This window comes from Psychromicrobium xiongbiense, assembly GCF_030271165.1.
Classification (GTDB): Bacteria; Actinomycetota; Actinomycetes; order Actinomycetales; family Micrococcaceae; genus Renibacterium; species Renibacterium xiongbiense.
Window position 1 is genome coordinate 17,919 of sequence record NZ_JASSZH010000034.1, and the last position, 17,813, is coordinate 35,731.

Here is a 17,813-nt window from a genome sequence, read left to right on the forward strand (position 1 = left end):
ACGATGGCAGCACTGACAACAGAGCATCCGCGCAAACGAGTCTCCCTGGGTCGCAGGATCCTCAGGGCCTGGCAGCTGTACCTCATGCTGCTGCTCCCTCTGGCCTGGGTCATCATTTTTTGTTACTGGCCCCTGTATGGGATCCAGATCGCTTTCAGGGATTACTCTCCGGTCCACGGGATCACGGGTTCGCTCTGGGTGGGATTTGATCATTTTGTCCGGTTCCTCACCAGCTACCAGTTCCCGGAATTGCTCCGGAACACGGTGGGCCTCCATCTGTACGAGCTGCTGATCGGATTCCCCGCACCGATCATCCTGGCTCTGGCCCTGAACGCCCTGCGGCAGAAGTACTTCAGTCGTTATGTGCAGCTGGTGGCCTACGCACCCAACTTCCTCTCCGTTGTCGTGGTGGTCGGGATCATGGTGATGATGCTTTCGCCCAGCACCGGCGTGGTGAACCAGTTATTCGGTGCCATGGGGCTGCCCCGGGTGGATTTCATGGGGCAGTCGGAATGGTTCCAGTCCCTCTATGTCTTCTCCGGGGTCTGGCAGAGCGCAGGTTTTGCGGCCATCATCTACCTGGCGGCGCTTTCCAGCGTCCCGCCGGAGCTGCATGAAGCCGCCCGCATGGATGGCGCCTCCCGTCTGCGCAGAATCTGGCATATCGACCTGCCCAGCATTATGCCGATTGCCGTGATCATGCTGATCCTCAATATCGGTTCCATCCTCAACGTCGGGTTTGAGAAGGTCCTGCTCATGCAGAACCCGCTCAATCTCGGGGTCTCCCAGGTGATCAACACCTATGTGTACCAGGTGGGCCTGCACTCCGATGTTCCGCAATATTCCTATGCCACCGCCATCGGCGTCTTCCAGTCGGTAGTGGGAGTCATCCTCCTGCTCTTGGCGAACTGGGCAGCCCGCCGTATCGCGAAATCAGGCTTGTTCTAATCCACCTCTCTGACAAGGAGAATCATGAAACTAACCTTCAACAGCCAGGAAAAAGTCGACCTCGTCCAGAACTTCCTGGACGGAAGAGTCTCCCGCAGGGGATTCCTGAAGTCCGCCTCCCTGCTCGGCATCACCGCCGTCACCGCCAGCACCGTGCTGACCGCCTGCGACAACGGAACCGGTGGGGCAGCCTCATCGGGATCCAGTTACAAGGCGGGCTCCGCGCAGCTCAAAGTGGAGCTCGGCGCGGAAGACACCACGGTGCTCTACCCCGAGGGTTACGTGGGGCCCAAAGCCAGGAAACTCACGCCCTTCGGCGATGGCAAAACGCAGTTTTCCGTTCTGACCCGCACCTTCGCCGGCCAGGACATGCCCACCAACAAATTCTCGGTCTGGCTGGAAGGCGCCACCGGCGTCAAGGTCAACTACCAGGTGGTGCCCATTGGATCTGAGGGAACGCCAAAGGTCAATAACATTCTGGCGGGGGGAGATCTGCCGGATGCACTGATGCTGGGCCCGAAGTGGATGGAAGGGCTGAGCCGCTCGCAAGTCTATGTCTACGGCAAACAAGGCCTGTTCCAACCGTTGGGCCAGCTGATCGATGAGAATGCTCCTGAACTGCTGGAAGTGTTCAAGAGCGTGCCCGGGCTCCGTGAGGAATTCACTGCTCCCAATGGGGAGATCTATGCCTTCCCGGGAGTCAATCAGTGTTATCACTGCCGTTCCTCCGACGTACGGACCTGGGTGAACAAGAAATGGCTGGACAAGGTGGGCCTGAGCGTCCCGCAGACGCTGGATCAATTCACGGCAATGCTCAAGGCCTTCAAGGACCAGAACCCCTCCGGGCAGCCGTTCGCGGTGCCGATGTCCGGCAGCCAGACGGCCGGGAGCTCGTTCATCCAGTACCTGATGCAAAGCTTCGGCTACCTGCCCTCCAGCAAGGTCATCAAGGACGGCAATACGCTCCGGTATGCCCCAGCGCAGGACTTCTACCGGGAAGGTCTGAAGTACATGGCTGGCCTGACCAAGGATGGCCTGATCGACCCGCGAACTTTCTCGCAGAGCGGGGATGAGCTGATCCGTCAGGTGATGAACCCGGCCGGGGCGCTGATCGGTGTGGTCCAGGGTGGCTCGCAGGGTTACTTCGCCGAGGTCCAGGCCAGCAACCCCAGCGCGAGGTACCTCGACTACGTGCCCATCCCACCGTTGAAGAATGGCAGCAAGAACCCGGTCTGCCCGTGGGACTACACCACCGGTGGTGTTGTAGGACTGGTGATCTCCAAGGCCTGCAAGGACCCGGCGACCATGGTCCGTTGGGCGGATGCGCAACTGAACCTTCAGGTGACCAGGAGCATGCCCGCCGGTCCGCTCGGCGTTGGTTTCGACTGGGCCAGGAAGGGCGATGTCGCCATCAACGGTAAGCAGGCCACCTTCAGCCGCATCGCTGCGGCATCGGACGCCAAGAACTACGGCTGGTACGAATGGGGGCCGATCAACTTCCAGAACGACGTCCGGCTCAGCGAATCCGTGAACAAAGCCGCGGGATCGATCGAACCGGATCTGTACCAGGCCGGGAAGCTGTATGAGCCCTTTGCGGTGTCCAAGGATCAGTATTTCCAGGCGCCCTTCTACGATCAGGACCAGGCAGCCAAGGTGGGTGAGTTCGAGACGAACTTCAAGTCCTATCTTGACCAGGCCAACGCCCAGTTCATCCTTGGGAAGCAGGACATCAGCCAGGATTCGGTCTGGGCCGCACACCAGAAGAAGCTGAAGGACCTGGGGGTGGATCAGTACCTGCAGATTCTTCAGCAGGCGTCCGGGATGAAATAACCCCGGGATATCACCCCGCCGAGTGTCCAGTACCGCACAGTGTTTCGCGTCGTGAGCGGCGGTGCGACTGTGCGGTACTGGACGTTCACCGCCGGTCAGCGAACGATGCCGTCAGGCAGGCCCGGGATCGAGGAGCTGGGCCAGGTGTTGACCCGCGCGTGCAGCATCGAGCTGCTGCGCCTGGATGCTGCAGGAGAAGCCGTCGGTGAGCAGCACCGCCTCCGGGTGTTCGCGCAGCGCCGGGGCGAGGGCCTGCTCGGCCACCTGCATGCTGACCTCAAAATGTTCTTTTTCGAAGCCGAAATTCCCGGCCACCCCGCAGCAGCCGGTGGCGTCATGCACCTGGTGGATACCGAGGCTGCGCAACGCGGCGTGCTGGGTATCCGGGCCGAAGGCCGAGTATTCGTGGCAATGCGTCTGGAGCACCACCTGCTCCGGGAGCGGCTGGGCTGGCTGCGGCGTCCAGCCTTCGCGCAGTAATTCCTGGAGGTGGGCGGCGAAGCTGCGCACCCGGGCGGCGACCCGGCGTGCCTGATCGGTGCCCACCAACTCTGGTAGATCCTTACGCAGTGCGGCCGCACAACTGGGCTCGAGCACGACGATCGGCCGACCTGCGCCACCATCGACCGGGCCATCATCCAGCGCGGCCGCGGTCCGCTGCAAGATCGGGATGGCTGTGCTCAGCTGACCGGTGGAGATCCAGCTCAAGGCGCAGCAGGCATCTTCAGAGCATTGCACCGGAGTTCCGGTACTGGCCAGAACCCGGGCAGCCGCACCGGCGACCTCAGGGCGGAAGCCCCGGGTGAAGGTGTCCACGAAGAGCACCACTCCATCTGCTTCCCGTTGCCCGGCCTCAACGACCCCGGCCCCTGCCACCTCCCGTCGCCATTCCCGGTCCGAGGCAAACCGGGGCAGCACACGATGCCGGCTCAGGCCACCGGCCGCGGCGATCACCGGAGCCAGCGGAGAAGCCATCACGGCATTGACCAGCGGCGCGATCCGGCCGGTGAGCTTGAGCCAGCGCGGCAGCCAACCCAGGGCGTAGTGCGAGAGCGGGCGGAGCCGGCCCTGATAGTAGTGCGAGAAGAACTCCGATTTGTAACTGGCCATATCGACGCCGGTGGGGCAGTCCGTGGCGCAGGCCTTGCAGGACAGGCACAGATCCAGCGCCTCCCGGACCTCCTCCGACTTCCAGCCTTCCTCCACAGTACGGGCGCCCCGCACCATCTCCTGGAGTACGCGTGCCCGGCCCCGGGTGGAGTCTTTTTCGTCGCGGGTGGCCCGGTAGCTGGGGCACATGACGCCACCCTCGGCGGTACGGCAGCGCCCGACGCCGATGCAACTCTGCAGGGCGTTTACCCAGGGATCGACCCGGGCGTGGCTGGCCTCGGGCACCGCAGAACCCAGTGACCGCAGCTCGAAGCTGGTCCGCCACTGCCGGTCCGGGACGCCATCGAGCGCCAGGTGGGCATCGAGGGGATCCGGATCGACCACGGATCCAGGATTGAGGATGCCGTGCTGATCCCAGAGTTGCCGGAACCGGGCAAAGGCAGCCAGCAGCCGGGGCGAGTACATGAGCGGCAGGAACTCGCTGCGGGCCCGGCCATCGCCGTGCTCGCCCGAGAGCGAGCCGCCGTGCCGGACCACCAGCTCGGCGGCATCGCGGGTGAAGGTCCGGAACACCGCGCGCCCGGCCTTGCTGCGCAGGTCGTAGGTGATCCGGATGTGCATGCAGCCGGCGCCGAAGTGCCCGTACATAACGCCCTGCAGCTGATACCGGGCCAGAAGCTCGCGGAAATCGGCCAGATAGTCGGCCAGCCGGGCCGGTTCCACCGCGGAATCCTCCCAGCCCGGCCAGGATTCTCCTCCGCCAGCCAGAGGTGAGTCTGGCGACAACTGGGAGGACGGGGCCAGGCGGGAGGACAGGCCCGCGCCGTCCTCGCGGACCCGCCAGAGCGAGGCTCGCTCCGCAGCATCCGGGACAAGCCGCCCCTCGATCAGTCGCCCGTTGTCCTGCAAGCGCTGCAGCAGCAGCGCAGCCTGCGCCTGGACGCTCGCAGGATCAGCGCCATCGAGGTCAACATAAAGCCAGGCCCGGCCAGCGGGCAGCGTTGCCACGGAGGAGGCGCCTCGCCGGAACCGCATGGTCTCGACAATCGCCTCATCGATGCCCTCCACCGCAGCGGGGGAGAACTCCAGGATGGTCTCAATGTCCCGTGCAGCCTCGACCACATCGGAGTACCCCAGACAGATCAGCAGGGCACTGGGCGGTCGGGGGACCAACCGCATCCGGGCCGCCACGATGATGGCGCAGGTGCCCTCGGAGCCGACCAGAGCCCTGGCGACGTTGAACCGCCGCTCGGGGAGCAGATTCGCCAGGTGGTAGCCGGAGACCTGGCGCTGAAACCGGTCCAGCTCCAGCCGGAACTCGGCCAGATGACTCTTGGCGAGGTCCTTCAGCTCCTCGCTGAGCTCCCTGGCGCGCGCCGCCGAGGCCTCATCTGACGGCTCAGTGGCGTGCAGGCCGGTGGCCGTGGCAGTCAGCCGGGTGCCATCAGAGGTGACCAGCTGAAGCTCGATGACGTGATCGGAGGTGCGCCCATAGCGCACCGAGTGATTGCCGCAGGCGTCGTTGCCCAGGGCGCCACCCACCGTGGCGCGGGTTCTGGAGGAGGGGTCCGGGGCGAAGGTGAGCCGCTGGTCGGTAGCTCGCTCAACGGCCTGGCTCAGCTGGGCGAGCACTACTCCCGGCTCGACCAGAACGGACTGGCCCGGCTCGTCGATCTCCAGGATGCCGTTCAGGTGGCGGGAAAAATCCAGGATCACGCCTGGGCCCACCGCGTTCCCCGCCATCGAGGTTCCGCCCCCACGCCCGATGAGCGGAGTGCCGCTCTCACGACAGGCTTCGACGGTAGCGACGACATCGTGCACGGAGCGGGGAAAGACCACAGCCAGCGGGGGCACCCGGTAGTTGGAGGCATCGTAGGAGTACTCGGCCAGTCGACGGGCAGAGGTCTCCGCGATGATGCCCGCCGTGGCCAGCCGGGCGACGAGGGAGCTGGCCAACGCGCGGTCCGGTGCCTGAGTGATATCCACCTCCTCATCCTGAACCATCCCGCGCGCCGGCGCATCTGCGGAGTGCGGCGGCTATTGTCGAGATAACACTTGTCGAAGTGACTATTGGCCAAGGAACGGGTGAGACTGAAAGCGGGGCGCGGTGCTGTTCTTCGATCTGCCACGGGGCTGGGGCTGGGATCTGTCCGTGGTGTGGTTCGCGGTGGACATGGTCTTGCGCGTCATTCTGCTGGGCGTCGTCCCGGGCAATCGTCGGCCCAATACCGCCATGGCCTGGCTGCTGGCCATCTTCCTGATCCCGTCGCTGGGCCTGGCGCTGTTTCTGCTTTTCGGCACGTTCCGGCTCCGCGGTCGGCGGGCGCGCCGCCTGGAAGAGGTCAACCGGCGCATCCGGGAGGCCGGTCAGGACCCGTCGCTGGACGTCGCAGAGGTGCCATTACCCGTCTGGCTCGCCTCCGCCGTCGAACTCAATCGCAATCTGGGCGCACAACCGCTGGTGGCGGACAACCGGGTTCAGCTCATCCCCGGGTACCAGGAGTCCATCGAGGCCATGACGGAGGCGGTGCGGGAGGCTCGCGAGTACATCAATGTGGAGTTCTACATCATGGCGTACGACGAGGTGACGAAGCCGTTGTTCGCCGCCCTGGAGGAGGCTGCGGAACGCGGGGTGGAGGTGCGGCTGCTGTTCGACCACATCGGGACGCTGCGGGTGCGTGGCTACCGTCAGCTGCTGCGATTCCTTCGCGGCTCCCGGATCACCTGGAAGCGGATGCTGCCATTGATGCCGCTGGCCGGGCAGTGGCGCAGGCCGGACCTGCGCAATCACCGGAAAATTCTGGTCATCGACGGACTGGTCGCATTCACCGGTTCGCAGAACCTGACTGAACCGTCGTACAACAACCCCAGGCATCGCCGGGCCGGCCGCCACTGGGTGGAGCTGATGGTCCGGGTGGAGGGGCCGGTGGTGGCCGGGCTCCACGTGGTGTTTGCCACCGACTGGCTGAGCGAGACCGATGAATCGTTGGAGGCGCAGGTGCGACTTCCGGCACCGGCGGGGAATGTTCCTATCCAGGTGGTGCCTAGCGGCCCCGGTTTCGCGCAGGAGAACAACCTCCGCCTGTTCAATACCCTGATTTATTCGGCGCAGGAGCGGATCTCCATCTGCAGCCCCTACTTTGTTCCGGATGATTCCCTGCTGTACGCCATCACGACGGCCGTGCAACGCGGGGTACAGGTGGAGCTTTTCGTCTCGGAGCAGGGCGACCAGTTTCTGGTCCACCATGCGCAACGCTCGTACTATCAGGCGCTGCTCGAGGCGGGCGTGCGGATCCAGCTCTACCGTGCCCCGGCAGTGCTGCACGCCAAGCATTTCACCATCGATGACGAGGTGGCGGTGCTGGGTTCCAGCAATATGGACATGAGGTCCTTTTCACTGAACTTTGAGGTCTCCCTCATGATGGTCGGGCCTGAGATTGTTCACGCTGTACGGGAGGTGCAGGACGCCTACCGTGCCACCTCGCGCGAGCTGACCCTCAAGGAATGGCAGCAGCGCTCGGTTTTCGCCAAGTACCTGGACAACGTGTGCCGGCTTTCCGCTGCACTGCAGTGAGCCGATGCACCGCGCGGTCTGCCAGGCCTCAGTAACTGACCCCGGGCTCGATGCCGGGCGGGTAGGGGAAGCTCCGCGAATCGGACATGATCCTCAGCGTGCCTCGCTGCGGGTTGTACACCACGCTGTGGTTGTACCCCGAGCCATGGGCCAGCACCAGCTCGGCCAGGCCGTCCGGCGTCGTGCGCATTCTGGTACTCCAGCCGGGCCGCCCGGCCCAGTCCTCCGCGATGGCCGGCAGGTAGCCGCTGCCGTCGGTTCCGGGGGCCAGGGTCAGGTACAGATGGCCATACCAGAGGTAGTTCCCCTCGCCGCAGCTGAGCAGCCCGGAGGTCTCGCTCTGATCGCGCTCGATGACGGCAGCCGCCGGGATCGCCGAGGCAATCTCGTTCTCCTGTGCCAGGGTGGTCCGTTTGGCCGTGGCGAGATCCACGGGGGCTCCTTCGACAGTGGGTTCAGTGGGTTCGGGAGTCATGATCCTCAGCTTCCGTAGACCAACCGGGCCAGATCGCGACGCCCATCGGCATTGCGCGGGTCGTCCGCTTTGGCGATCAGCCCGTGGTTGATGCCGAGGGCATGGAGGTCGCGGGGAATCTGCACCCCGCCCAGCTCAAAGCTGGGCTCGGGATTGTTGTAGATGTACTGCCGGAACGCCGGGTTGTCCTTGGGGTAGTTATCGCCCGTGATGCCGGTCTTTTCCGCGATGGCCAACGGATCGCCGCTGAATGCCAGGTAGGCATATCTGGTGGTGGGATCTGGCCGCCAGGATTCCGGCATCGCCGCGCCGGAGAGCGCGATCTGCTGGTCGTAATGGGTGCCCTGCACCTCGGAGGAGGCAACCGCCGATTCGCCCCAGCTGTGCGAGACCGCCACGGTCTGCGCCTGCGGCGGATTCTCCAGTCCCAGCGCGGATTCGAAGCGGTGAAGCGTGGTTCCGGCGTGCATCGCGTAGGTCTTGTCATTGGATTGCAGGAAGGTGGGATCCTGCGGGAAGGCGCTGTTTTTATACACAAACACTGCCGTGGAATGGCTCGGGTCCGAGTGCTCCAGGAAATTGCCCATCTGCTGCAGGTCCCCGGTATAGAAGTCGCCGATTTTCGCGAACGTTCCCGGGACGTAGGTCACCACGGTGGTGGTGCTCTGGTCATAGCGCCCCAGAAGCTCAATGAGGTTGCCCTTTCCGGGATCGTAGGCCACGAGCTGCACTGACCCGGAGACGACTTTCTCCAGATATGCCTTCTCGCCCGGAGCGAACGTGGAACGCCGGAGCTGTTCGGCGGCCACCAGACGATTGGCTTCCACCCGGGAGGCCACCGGGATCCCGTCCAGACTGCCCACCTGACCGGGATGGTCCTGGATGAACTGGTTCTGCTCCTCCGGGCTGAGCGCCCGCCACCAGGCGCGGTTTCCGGCAGCGTCCGATGCCGAGCGGTCGGGAAACGCGGGATGCGCGACGGCCTCGAATGGGGTGGCCTGCGGAGGGGTGGTTGCTGCGCCGGATTCCTGAGCTGACGAGCCGTCAATCGCGCTGGCCCGGATCTGCTCCTCCGCATTGCGCTCGAGCACATCCGAGGTTTCCTGCAGCAGGTCCACCGCGTCACGAAGTGTGGGGGAGATGGTCTGCGACCATCGTGAGGTGAAAGCCTCGGCATCGGGGCCGTGCCAGCGCAACGGCTTCCGGATCGTCGCATCGAGCGTGGTGCTGACTCGGTCCACCAGCGCAGACGAGGCGGACATCTGGCGCGCCAGTGCCTGGAGGCTGGCGGGATCAGCGCCCAGCATTGCGTCGCTCATCGGACTCCTCGCGGGTCAACCACGGATTTCTCTGATCTTAGCCTCGGGTCCCGGCGGAGTGCGAAGCAGCGGTCAAACTTTGAATCACTTACTGGCGATCGGATGACTCCGGCACCCGGAAATTCAGGGTTCTTCGCGTGATCACCTGCGGTAAGTGCTTAAAACTCTGACGGCTTTGCGGGCTTGCGCGATGCGAGGGCCGCCGGCACCTGCCGTTCCTTGCCAGTCCCTCGACGACGCCATTTTTCTGAAGCCTGTGCATCTCTCATCGAGTCTGATCGTCTGACCTTCACCTGGCCCAATGGGTGCCCCGCGCTCGATTCCGTCTCCGGACCCTTCGAAGAGGGCCGAACCGGCCCGATCGGCCGCAATGGCTCCGGCACATCGATCCCGCTCCGCCATCTGGTCGCCGACCCCCCAAAGGACAGTCCGGATCCGAGTGGCCCTTGCCGCGTTGTTGCTGGCCGATCCGGTTCCACACCTCGTGGTGATGGATGAGCCGACCAAGAATCTTGATCTGGACACCGTCGATCACTTGGTGCAGATGCTACGTGCGTACCGTGGTGCGGTGCTGGTGGTGAGCCACGACGACGAGTTCCTGAAGCGTCCTGACCTCGATCTGCCCCTGGATCTCGATGCCGAAGGAGCCCTCACGGAGGTGGTTCTGAGCTGAGGTGTGCCGGGCTGTGCCAAAGCCGCTCTCGCATGACGCCCTGTGACCTGCCGTGACTCTCTGTTTCCCCACCATTGAGAGCGGGCGGGCGGCTCCTTACGGTTACGGATATCGATTGAACCGAAACCGGTGATCCACAACCGGTGCCCAGCGGCCGAATCCGGACCGATCCCACGACGTGATCTTGCGAGGAACCCTGATGACCGACGAACCCAGGCACGATGACTTCAGGCACGATGAGGAGATTCAGACCACCCGTATTGTGGCCGGTCAGAAGGCAACAAGTCAGAAGCCAACTGCTCAGAAACCGTCTGGTCAGAAACAGTCTGCGGCCCATCGGATAAGCCCCCGGAACTGGGCGATCGGCGGCATCGCCGCGGTCGTCCTGATCGCCCTGGGTGCCTTCGGCATCACCGCGGCGGCCACGGCGAGCAGCCAGCAGGAGGCTGCAGCCGGGGCCTCTGCCACGGACGACCTCAAGGAGCTCAAACTGGGGTACTTCGGAAACGTGACCCATGCGGTGCCGGTGGTGGGGGTTCAGCAGGGCATCTACCAGAAGACCCTGGGTGCCACGAGCCTGAAAACTCAGATCTTCAACGCCGGTCCGGCCGCTGTGGAGGCGCTGAACGCGGGGGCCATCGATGCGGCGTACCTGGGTCCCAACCCTGCGATCAATTCCTTTGTGAAGTCCAAAGGCCAGTCGATCGCCATCGTGGCCGGTTCGGCATCGGGCGGGGCGCAGTTGGTCGTCAAGCCGGGGATCAACTCAGCCGCAGACCTCAAGGGCAAAGTTCTGGCGACGCCGCAGCTTGGTGGGACCCAGGATGTCGCTCTGCGCAACTGGCTGGCCGGGCAGGGGCTCAGGGTGCAGACCAACGGCGGTAACGACGTCACCATCAACCCGACGGATAACGCCCAGACGCTCAAGCTCTTCCAGGATGGCAAGCTCGATGGCGCCTGGCTCCCCGAGCCCTGGGCCTCACGGCTGGTGCTTCAGGCTGGCGGGAAGGTCCTGGTGGATGAGAAGGATCTCTGGTCGCAGGGACAGTTCAGCACCACGATTCTGATCGTGAACAAGACCTTCCTGGCCGCACACCCCCACGCGGTCACGGCCCTGCTGACCGCACAGCTGGACACCCAGGCCTGGCTGCAGCAACACCCGGGTCAGGCGGTCGCGGCGGTCAATGACGGGCTCAAACAGGCAGCCGGTGCGGCCCTGCCGGAAGACGTCGTCAGCCGGGCGCTGAGCAACCTCAGCTTCACCGCCGACCCCCTGGCGTCCACGTACCCCGCACTGCTGGCCAATGGCGTCAAAGCAGGGGTGACGCAGGATGCCGATATCAAGGGCATCTTCGACCTGAGACTGCTCAATGAGGTACTTCGGCAACGGTCCCAGCCGACGGTGAGCGCCGGGGACCTCGGTCAATCATGAGCGGCCCAGTCTCGAGCGGCCCAGGAGAGTGTGACGTGCCATGACGCGCCGTGACGTCGTGTTGCCCCGAAGATCGGCAGCTCTTGAGCACCAGGCCGCGGCTCCCTACCGTGAGGGGATGACTGTGACCGTTCAGGCTCCGGACACCCCGCACTCCACGCCCCAGGCTGGCCTGGCTCCGGAGGCGGGGTCCCAGCGCACTGCGCCCGGAATGCCTCAGGGGCATCAAGCCAAAGCCGTCGTGGTCCTGGAGAAACTCGGCAAGACTTTCGGCCACAGCAATGTGGTGCTCGATGAGGTGGATCTGACCATCCGGCAGGGTGAATTCGTGGCACTGCTCGGGGCCTCTGGCTGCGGAAAGTCCACGCTGCTGAACCTCATCGCCGGTCTGGAGGCGCCTACGGCCGGGGCCATGGAGATTCCGGCCAACGGAGCGGCGTTTATGTTCCAGGATGCGACCCTGTACCCCTGGCTCACCGCTCGGGGCAATATCGAACTCGCGCTTTCACTCAGCGGTGTTCCCAAGGCCCAGCACGCCGCACGGGTCACCGAGTTGTTGGAACTGGTGCACCTGGGGCATGCGGAGGACCGCAGGCCGCATGAGCTCTCCGGTGGAATGCGGCAGCGGGTGGCGCTGGCCCGGGCGCTGGCCCAGGACCGGCAGGTGTTGTTGATGGATGAGCCGTTCGCCGCACTGGACGCGATCACCCGTGACTTGCTGCATGAAGAGTTGGAGCGGATCTGGCGGCGCACCGGCCGCACTATCATTTTCGTCACGCACAATGTGCGGGAGGCGGTCCGGCTGGGCCAGCGCGTGCTGCTGCTCTCCTCCCGGCCGGGACGGGTGATCCGCGAGTGGGCCGTCACGGCGGAGCAGAAGCAGCCCGACCAGGCAGCGCTGCTCTCCACAGAGATGACCGCAGCTCTGCGTGAGGAGATCAGCCGTCATGTCTAGCCTGCTGACCGGCCCGCAGAGCATTCGCGTCAGCGGTGACCGGCCCGGCTCCGGCGATGCCGAGCTGGAAGGCCTGGACAAGCTGCAGACCGATTCCCGGCCGCCACGCGATCTGCGCGGGACCTGGTTCCGGATTCTCGCGCCCCTGGCGGCCGTCATCGTACTGGTTCTGCTCTGGCAGTTTTACGTCTGGTGGGGCGGCAAGCGCCAGGATGTGGTGCCAGGCCCGCTCGACGTGCTCGCGGCGGTGGCCCAACTCTGGCAGAAGGGCACGCTGCAGACGGCGCTGTGGACCTCGGTGCAGCGTGGCATCCTCGGTTTTCTGGTCAGTGTCCTCATCGGTACTCCGATCGGCCTGTTGCTGGCCCAGGTGAAACCACTCCGCGCGGCCTTCGGCCCGTTGATTTCCGGCTTGCAGGTGCTGCCCAGTGTGGCCTGGGTACCGGCGGCCATCATCTGGTTCGGTCTCTCCGATGGCACGGTGTATTTCGTGTTGTTGATGGGCGCGATTCCCTCCATCATCAACGGTCTGATTGCCGGGGTGGATCAGGTGCCGCCGCAGTACCGGGCCATGGGTCAGGTGCTGGGCGCCTCCAGGATGGAGCTGGCATTGAAGATCATCCTGCCCGCCGCCATGCCCGGCTACCTCGCGGGCCTCAAACAGGGCTGGGCTTTCTCCTGGCGCTCGCTGATGGCGGCAGAGATCATCGCGATCGGCGGGACCCTCGGCTTCGGTCTCGGCTCCCTGCTGCAGCAGGGCCGGGAGCTCTCCGACATGGCCGTGGTGATGGCGTCCATTCTGGTGATCCTCTTCGTCGGGATCGTGGTGGAGCTGGCTGTCTTCGCGCCGATCGAGCGCAAGCTGTTGCGCGGCCGCGGTCTGCTGCGTGGCTGATCGGACTCTCGGTGGGCGGGCAACCGGTCACCGGGCGTGCTGTTGCGTGTGACGTGCCGTGACGCCCCATGACGAAGTGCAACACCCCGCCTCGTCGCAGCGCTCTGGCGAAACTACCCTCGATCCATGACCGTGCATGATCTCTACCCGATGTCGCTGCGCCTGCTCAGCCGGCCCGTGCTGATCGTCGGCGGCGGAGTCGTTGCCGCCCGCCGCAGTCGCGCCCTGCTCGATGCCGGGGCGGTAGTAACCGTTGTTGCGCCCGAGCTGTGCGCCGAACTGGCTCAGGCGCAGGATCGGGGCCTGATCGAGTGGCTGCCCCGGGGCTACGAGACGTTCGATCTGGACGGGAAGTGGCTGGTACACACTGCCACAGGCCTCCCCGAGGTCGATGCGCGGGTCAGCCGTGAGGCGGAGGCCCAGCGGCTGTGGTGCGTCGACGCGACGGATCTGGAGCGATCCACTGGCTGGACGCCGGCCGTGGGACGGGTCGGCGAGGTCACCGTGGCTGTCAACGCCGGGGGTGACCCGCGCCGCGCCGCAGCCCTGCGCAACGCCATCGTGGTCGCCGTGGAAACCGGGAGCCTGCCGATTCGACGCCACCGCAGCGGTGCCGGGAGCGTCGCGCTCGTCGGTGGCGGGCCGGGGGCCGAGGATCTGATCACGGTACGTGGCCGGATGCTGCTGGCTCAGGCCGAGGTCGTTGTGGCCGATCGTCTGGGACCACGCGGGCTGCTGACGACCCTGGCGGAGGACGTCGAGGTGATCGAGGTGGGCAAGGCCCCGGGCGCGCATCCCGTGCCTCAGGAGGAGATCAACCGGATTCTGGTCCGGGAGGCGACTGCGGGCCGGCGGGTCGTCCGGCTCAAGGGTGGGGATCCCTTCGTCCTGGGCCGTGGCGGCGAGGAAGCCGCATACTGCCGTGACCACGGAGTGGACGTTGAGGTGGTGCCCGGGGTAACCTCCGCGATCTCTGTTCCGGCGGCCGCAGGAATCCCCGTCACACATCGCGGGGTGGCAAAGGCGTTCACCGTGGTTTCCGCGCACGAGGACCTGGCAGCGGTCCCGGAAGGCTCCGATCACACGGTAGTGCTGCTGATGGGTGTGGCTGGCCTGCGTCGGAATGCTGAGATTTTGGCCACAGCCGGGCGGGGATCAGAATGCCCGGTTGCTATCATTGAAGATGGTTTCGGACCGCGTCAACGGACCGTTTTCGGCACTCTGGGCAGTATCGCCAGCCAGGCCGAGGCCGCAGCAGTGGGCTCGCCCGCCGTCGTCGTGATCGGCGAGGTGGTCAGGCTCAGCCCCCTGGCGCCCGAGGAATGGGCGCCGGCGGAACTGGCCGTGCATTCTGCGCAGCAGCCACGCCCAGCGCACCGGTAGTCCAGTGCGATGACCAGGCAGTGCACCGACAACGTACGAAACCCGAGCGAAGATTCTAGGAGAACCGAGCGAGCATGGTGAGCAATTCAAGCGAGAGCGCCAGTCAGACACGCGGATCGGCTGAACGCCCCCTGCGGGTGGCCGTGATCGGTTCGGGCCCTGCAGGCGTCTATGCCGCAGATATCCTCACCAAATCGGAGCGGGTGAAGAGCGGCGAGCTGACGGTGAGCATCGATCTCTTTGATCGTTACCCGGCGCCTTTCGGGCTGATCCGTTACGGCGTGGCCCCGGATCATCCCCGGATCAAGGGCATCATCTCGGCCCTGCACAAAGTGCTGGACCGTGGAGACATCCGTTTCTTCGGCAATGTCGACTACGGTACGGACCTCACGCTGGAGGACCTGACGGCACACTACGACGCGGTCATTTTCGCCACCGGAGCGCTCGATGACGCCGCACTGAACATTCCCGGCATCGGTCTGGAAGGCTCCTTTGGCGGTGCCGATTTCGTCTCCTGGTATGACGGTCATCCCGATGTGCCTCGCGACTGGCCGCTGGACGCCACCGAGGTTGCCGTGCTCGGCAACGGCAATGTGGCGCTGGACGTGGCCCGGATGCTCTCCAAGCACGCCGATGATCTGCTGGTCACCGATATCCCGGAGAACGTCTACCGGGGTCTCAAGGCTTCGCCCGTTACCGACGTGCACGTCTTTGGCCGCCGTGGGCCGGCACAGATCAAGTTCACCCCGTTGGAACTGCGCGAACTCTCGCACTCGAAAGACGTTGACATCATCCTCTACCCGGAGGATTTTGAGTTCGATGCCGCCTCCGATGAGGCGATCAAGACCAACAACCAGGTCAAGACGATGGTCAACACGCTGACCAACTGGCTCGTGGAGCAGCCGGATGAGCCGGTCAAGGCCTCCACCGCGAGCCGTCGCCTGCACCTGCACTTCCTGCACAGCCCGGTGGAGATCGTCGATTCTGCGCAGACGCCGGGCAGGGTCGCCGGGATCAAGTTTGAGCGCACCGAGCTGGACGGCACCGGCAATGTCCGCGGGACCGGGGAGTTCCTGGAATACCCCGTGCAGGCCGTGTACCGGGCGATCGGCTACTTCGGCTCTGCCCTGCCCGAGGTCGAGTTCGATGCGCACCGCGGCGTCATCCCCAATAGCGGTGGCCGGGTGCTTGATGCCGACGGTGCGGCGGTCCCCGGCCTCTATGCGACGGGATGGATCAAGCGTGGCCCGGTAGGCCTGATCGGGCACACCAAGGGCGATGCGCTCGAGACCATCACCTTGCTGCTCGAAGACCTTGAAGCTCTGCCGGAGGCCACCGAGCCCGCTGCGGAATCCGTGCCGGCGTTACTGGAGAGCCGCGACGTCGCCTACACCAGCTGGGATGGCTGGCTGGCGCTGGATGAGCATGAGCAGGCGCTGGGCGCGAGCTTCGATCCGGCCACCGTGGGCCTTTCACCCGAACAGGAACTGGTCCGGGAACGCGTCAAAGTGGTGGACCGTGAGGAGATGGTGGACATCTCTCGACGCGTAGACGCGACAGTCTGAACGACTGATCTGTCGCGTCTTCCTTCCGCGCTGTCAGCAGGTCCCGGTTCACTGCCTAGTGAACCGGGACCTGCTGACTACGTTGAGTACTGGTACGCGTGCGGTTATGGTGCCGGCACCGGCATCTCTTCGCTGACAGTAGCGGGCTGTGGCTCGGGTTTTGGCTCCTGTGCGGCTCGGCCTGACGGAAGCATGACGGCGACGAGGGTTGCCGCGAAGAGGACCGCAGAACCGGTGAGCACCGCGGGCCGGGCGGCATCGACGTAGTGGGCGGGCAGCAATTGTCCACCGGCCCCGACGAAGATCGCCGTCATCACCGCGGTTCCGAGCGCCACGCCCAGCTCGCGGACCGTGGAGTTCACGCCCGAGGCCTTGGCATGGTCAACCAGCCCGAGGGTAGCCAGGAGCGCTGTGGCCGAGGGGGCGAAGACCAGACCCATACCGACTCCGGCCAGGATGAACGGTGCGATGAGCACCGGGTAGTCCACGTCCGGGGCGAGCAGCAGAGCGATCCAGCCGAGTGCGACGCACTGCAGCAGCAGACCCAGCACGAGCAGGATCCTCGTGCCGACGCGCGGTGCGATGATGCCAGCGATCGGGGCGATGAACATTGGCGCGAGCGTCCAGGGCGTGGTCTGCACAGCAGCTTCGAGCGGCGTCGATCCCTTCACGACCTGCAGGTACTGGATCAGGATAAAGACGGATCCGAAGGTCCCGAAGCTGAAGGCAAAACCGACCAGGTTGGTGATGGAGAACGAGCGATCGCGGAAGAGGCGGAGAGGCACGAGCGGTGCATCCGAGCGCGCCTGCCAGATGAGGAATGCGATCACGAGAGCGCCGCCGAGAGCGAGTTCGCCGATGACGCCAAGGGTCTTCCAGCCGTCATCGTTGCCACGCACAATAGCGTGCACCAGGGCGAGCACGCCTCCCGCTGCGAGCATCGCGCCCGGCACATCGATGCGGACCCGGGCGCCGAAATCATTGCTCAACACGAGTAGCGCAAGCGGGATGGCCACGATGGCGACGGGCACGTTGATCCAGAAGATCGCCTGCCAGTTCCAGCCCTCCATGATGGCGCCACCGATGAGCGGGCCGACTGCGACGCCGAGGCCGGAGACGCCGCCCCAGATGCCGATGGCGAGCGCGCGGCGTGCAGCGGGCACTGCGCCGGTGAGCAGGGCGAGCGAGAGCGGCATGACCGCCGCAGCACCGAGGCCCTGGACCGCGCGGGCGACGATGAGCTGGCCTGGGTCACCACTGAGCGCTGCGAACAGCGAGCCGACGCCGAACAGGGCGATGCCGAGCACGAACACGGTGCGGCGGCCGAAGCGATCGCCGAGTGCTGAGGCGATCAGGATCGCGCCTGCGAAGGCGAGGGTGTAGGCGTTCACGAACCACTGCAGCTGCTGGATGCTCGCACCCATTTCGCGGTGCAGCACCGGCAGAGCGTTAGTCATGACAAGGTTGTCGAGGGTCGCCATGAACATGGGCAGCGCCGCGGCGGCGATGACCAGCGCAACGGGGCGGAGTGGACGGATGGGGCTTGTTGGCCGGACCTGGCGGGCGGCGGGGGAGGAGGACTCGGACATGATGACTCCGGTTGTAATTGAATGATTACTTGTGCTGATAGCAATGTAGTAATCGAATGATTACA

Annotated in this window: 12 protein-coding genes and 1 pseudogene; 9 read left to right on the forward strand and 4 right to left on the reverse strand. The window is 65.1% G+C overall.

Going from position 1 to position 17,813, the window contains the following annotated elements; translation table 11 throughout:
* Nucleotides 1-3: 3 nt before the first annotated feature.
* Both QQM37_RS11970 and QQM37_RS11975 read left to right on the forward strand, forming a co-directional pair.
* Complete coding sequence (locus tag QQM37_RS11970) at nt 4-948, forward strand: ABC transporter permease (RefSeq protein ID WP_285727788.1); 945 nt, start codon at nt 4-6, stop codon at nt 946-948.
* A gap of 24 nt (nt 949-972) precedes the next feature.
* A complete protein-coding gene (locus QQM37_RS11975) occupies nt 973-2,778 on the forward strand; it encodes an extracellular solute-binding protein (RefSeq protein ID WP_285727790.1) in 1,806 nt (601 codons plus the stop codon).
* A gap of 111 nt (nt 2,779-2,889) precedes the next feature.
* Here QQM37_RS11975 and QQM37_RS11980 read toward each other — a convergent pair whose 3' ends face one another.
* Nucleotides 2,890-5,892 carry an FAD-binding and (Fe-S)-binding domain-containing protein gene (locus QQM37_RS11980; protein ID WP_420030163.1) on the reverse strand — a complete coding sequence of 1,001 codons (3,003 nt, stop codon included), beginning with the start codon at nt 5,890-5,892 and terminating at the stop codon, nt 2,890-2,892.
* Between the two features lie 106 nt (nt 5,893-5,998).
* Between QQM37_RS11980 and cls the strand changes: the two genes are divergently transcribed.
* Nucleotides 5,999-7,462: a cardiolipin synthase gene (cls, locus tag QQM37_RS11985; protein ID WP_420030166.1), complete on the forward strand. Its 1,464-nt coding sequence runs from the start codon at nt 5,999-6,001 to the stop codon at nt 7,460-7,462.
* 28 nt (nt 7,463-7,490) lie between these two features.
* Here cls and QQM37_RS11990 read toward each other — a convergent pair whose 3' ends face one another.
* Together QQM37_RS11990 and QQM37_RS11995 are read right to left on the reverse strand one after the other, a co-directional pair.
* Nucleotides 7,491-7,895: a hypothetical protein gene (locus QQM37_RS11990; protein ID WP_285727794.1), complete on the reverse strand. Its 405-nt coding sequence runs from the start codon at nt 7,893-7,895 to the stop codon at nt 7,491-7,493.
* 47 nt (nt 7,896-7,942) lie between these two features.
* Nucleotides 7,943-9,256, reverse strand: a complete 1,314-nt coding sequence (locus QQM37_RS11995) for a WXG100 family type VII secretion target (protein WP_285727796.1) — start codon at nt 9,254-9,256, stop codon at nt 7,943-7,945.
* A gap of 430 nt (nt 9,257-9,686) precedes the next feature.
* Between QQM37_RS11995 and QQM37_RS12000 the strand changes: the two are divergent.
* From QQM37_RS12000 to QQM37_RS12025, 6 genes and pseudogenes are all read left to right on the forward strand, one after another.
* Nucleotides 9,687-9,929: pseudogene (locus QQM37_RS12000) on the forward strand (AAA family ATPase); the annotation flags it as partial.
* Between the two features lie 199 nt (nt 9,930-10,128).
* Nucleotides 10,129-11,361: an ABC transporter substrate-binding protein gene (locus tag QQM37_RS12005; RefSeq protein WP_285727798.1), complete on the forward strand. Its 1,233-nt coding sequence runs from the start codon at nt 10,129-10,131 to the stop codon at nt 11,359-11,361.
* Between the two features lie 211 nt (nt 11,362-11,572).
* On the forward strand, nt 11,573-12,316 hold the full coding sequence (locus QQM37_RS12010; protein ID WP_285727887.1) for an ABC transporter ATP-binding protein: 744 nt from the start codon (nt 11,573-11,575) through the stop codon (nt 12,314-12,316).
* Nucleotides 12,309-13,211, forward strand: a complete 903-nt coding sequence (locus QQM37_RS12015; protein WP_285727800.1) for an ABC transporter permease — start codon at nt 12,309-12,311, stop codon at nt 13,209-13,211. Before QQM37_RS12010 ends, QQM37_RS12015 begins: the two co-directional genes overlap by 8 nt.
* Nucleotides 13,212-13,337: 126 nt before the next feature.
* Nucleotides 13,338-14,594: a uroporphyrinogen-III C-methyltransferase gene (gene cobA, locus QQM37_RS12020; RefSeq protein ID WP_285727802.1), complete on the forward strand. Its 1,257-nt coding sequence runs from the start codon at nt 13,338-13,340 to the stop codon at nt 14,592-14,594.
* Between the two features lie 74 nt (nt 14,595-14,668).
* Nucleotides 14,669-16,159, forward strand: coding sequence for an FAD-dependent oxidoreductase (locus tag QQM37_RS12025; protein WP_285727804.1), 1,491 nt, complete (start codon nt 14,669-14,671; stop codon nt 16,157-16,159).
* A gap of 104 nt (nt 16,160-16,263) precedes the next feature.
* Here QQM37_RS12025 and QQM37_RS12030 read toward each other — a convergent pair whose 3' ends face one another.
* Nucleotides 16,264-17,748 carry a DHA2 family efflux MFS transporter permease subunit gene (locus QQM37_RS12030; RefSeq protein WP_285727806.1) on the reverse strand — a complete coding sequence of 495 codons (1,485 nt, stop codon included), beginning with the start codon at nt 17,746-17,748 and terminating at the stop codon, nt 16,264-16,266.
* Nucleotides 17,749-17,813: the final 65 nt, after the last annotated feature.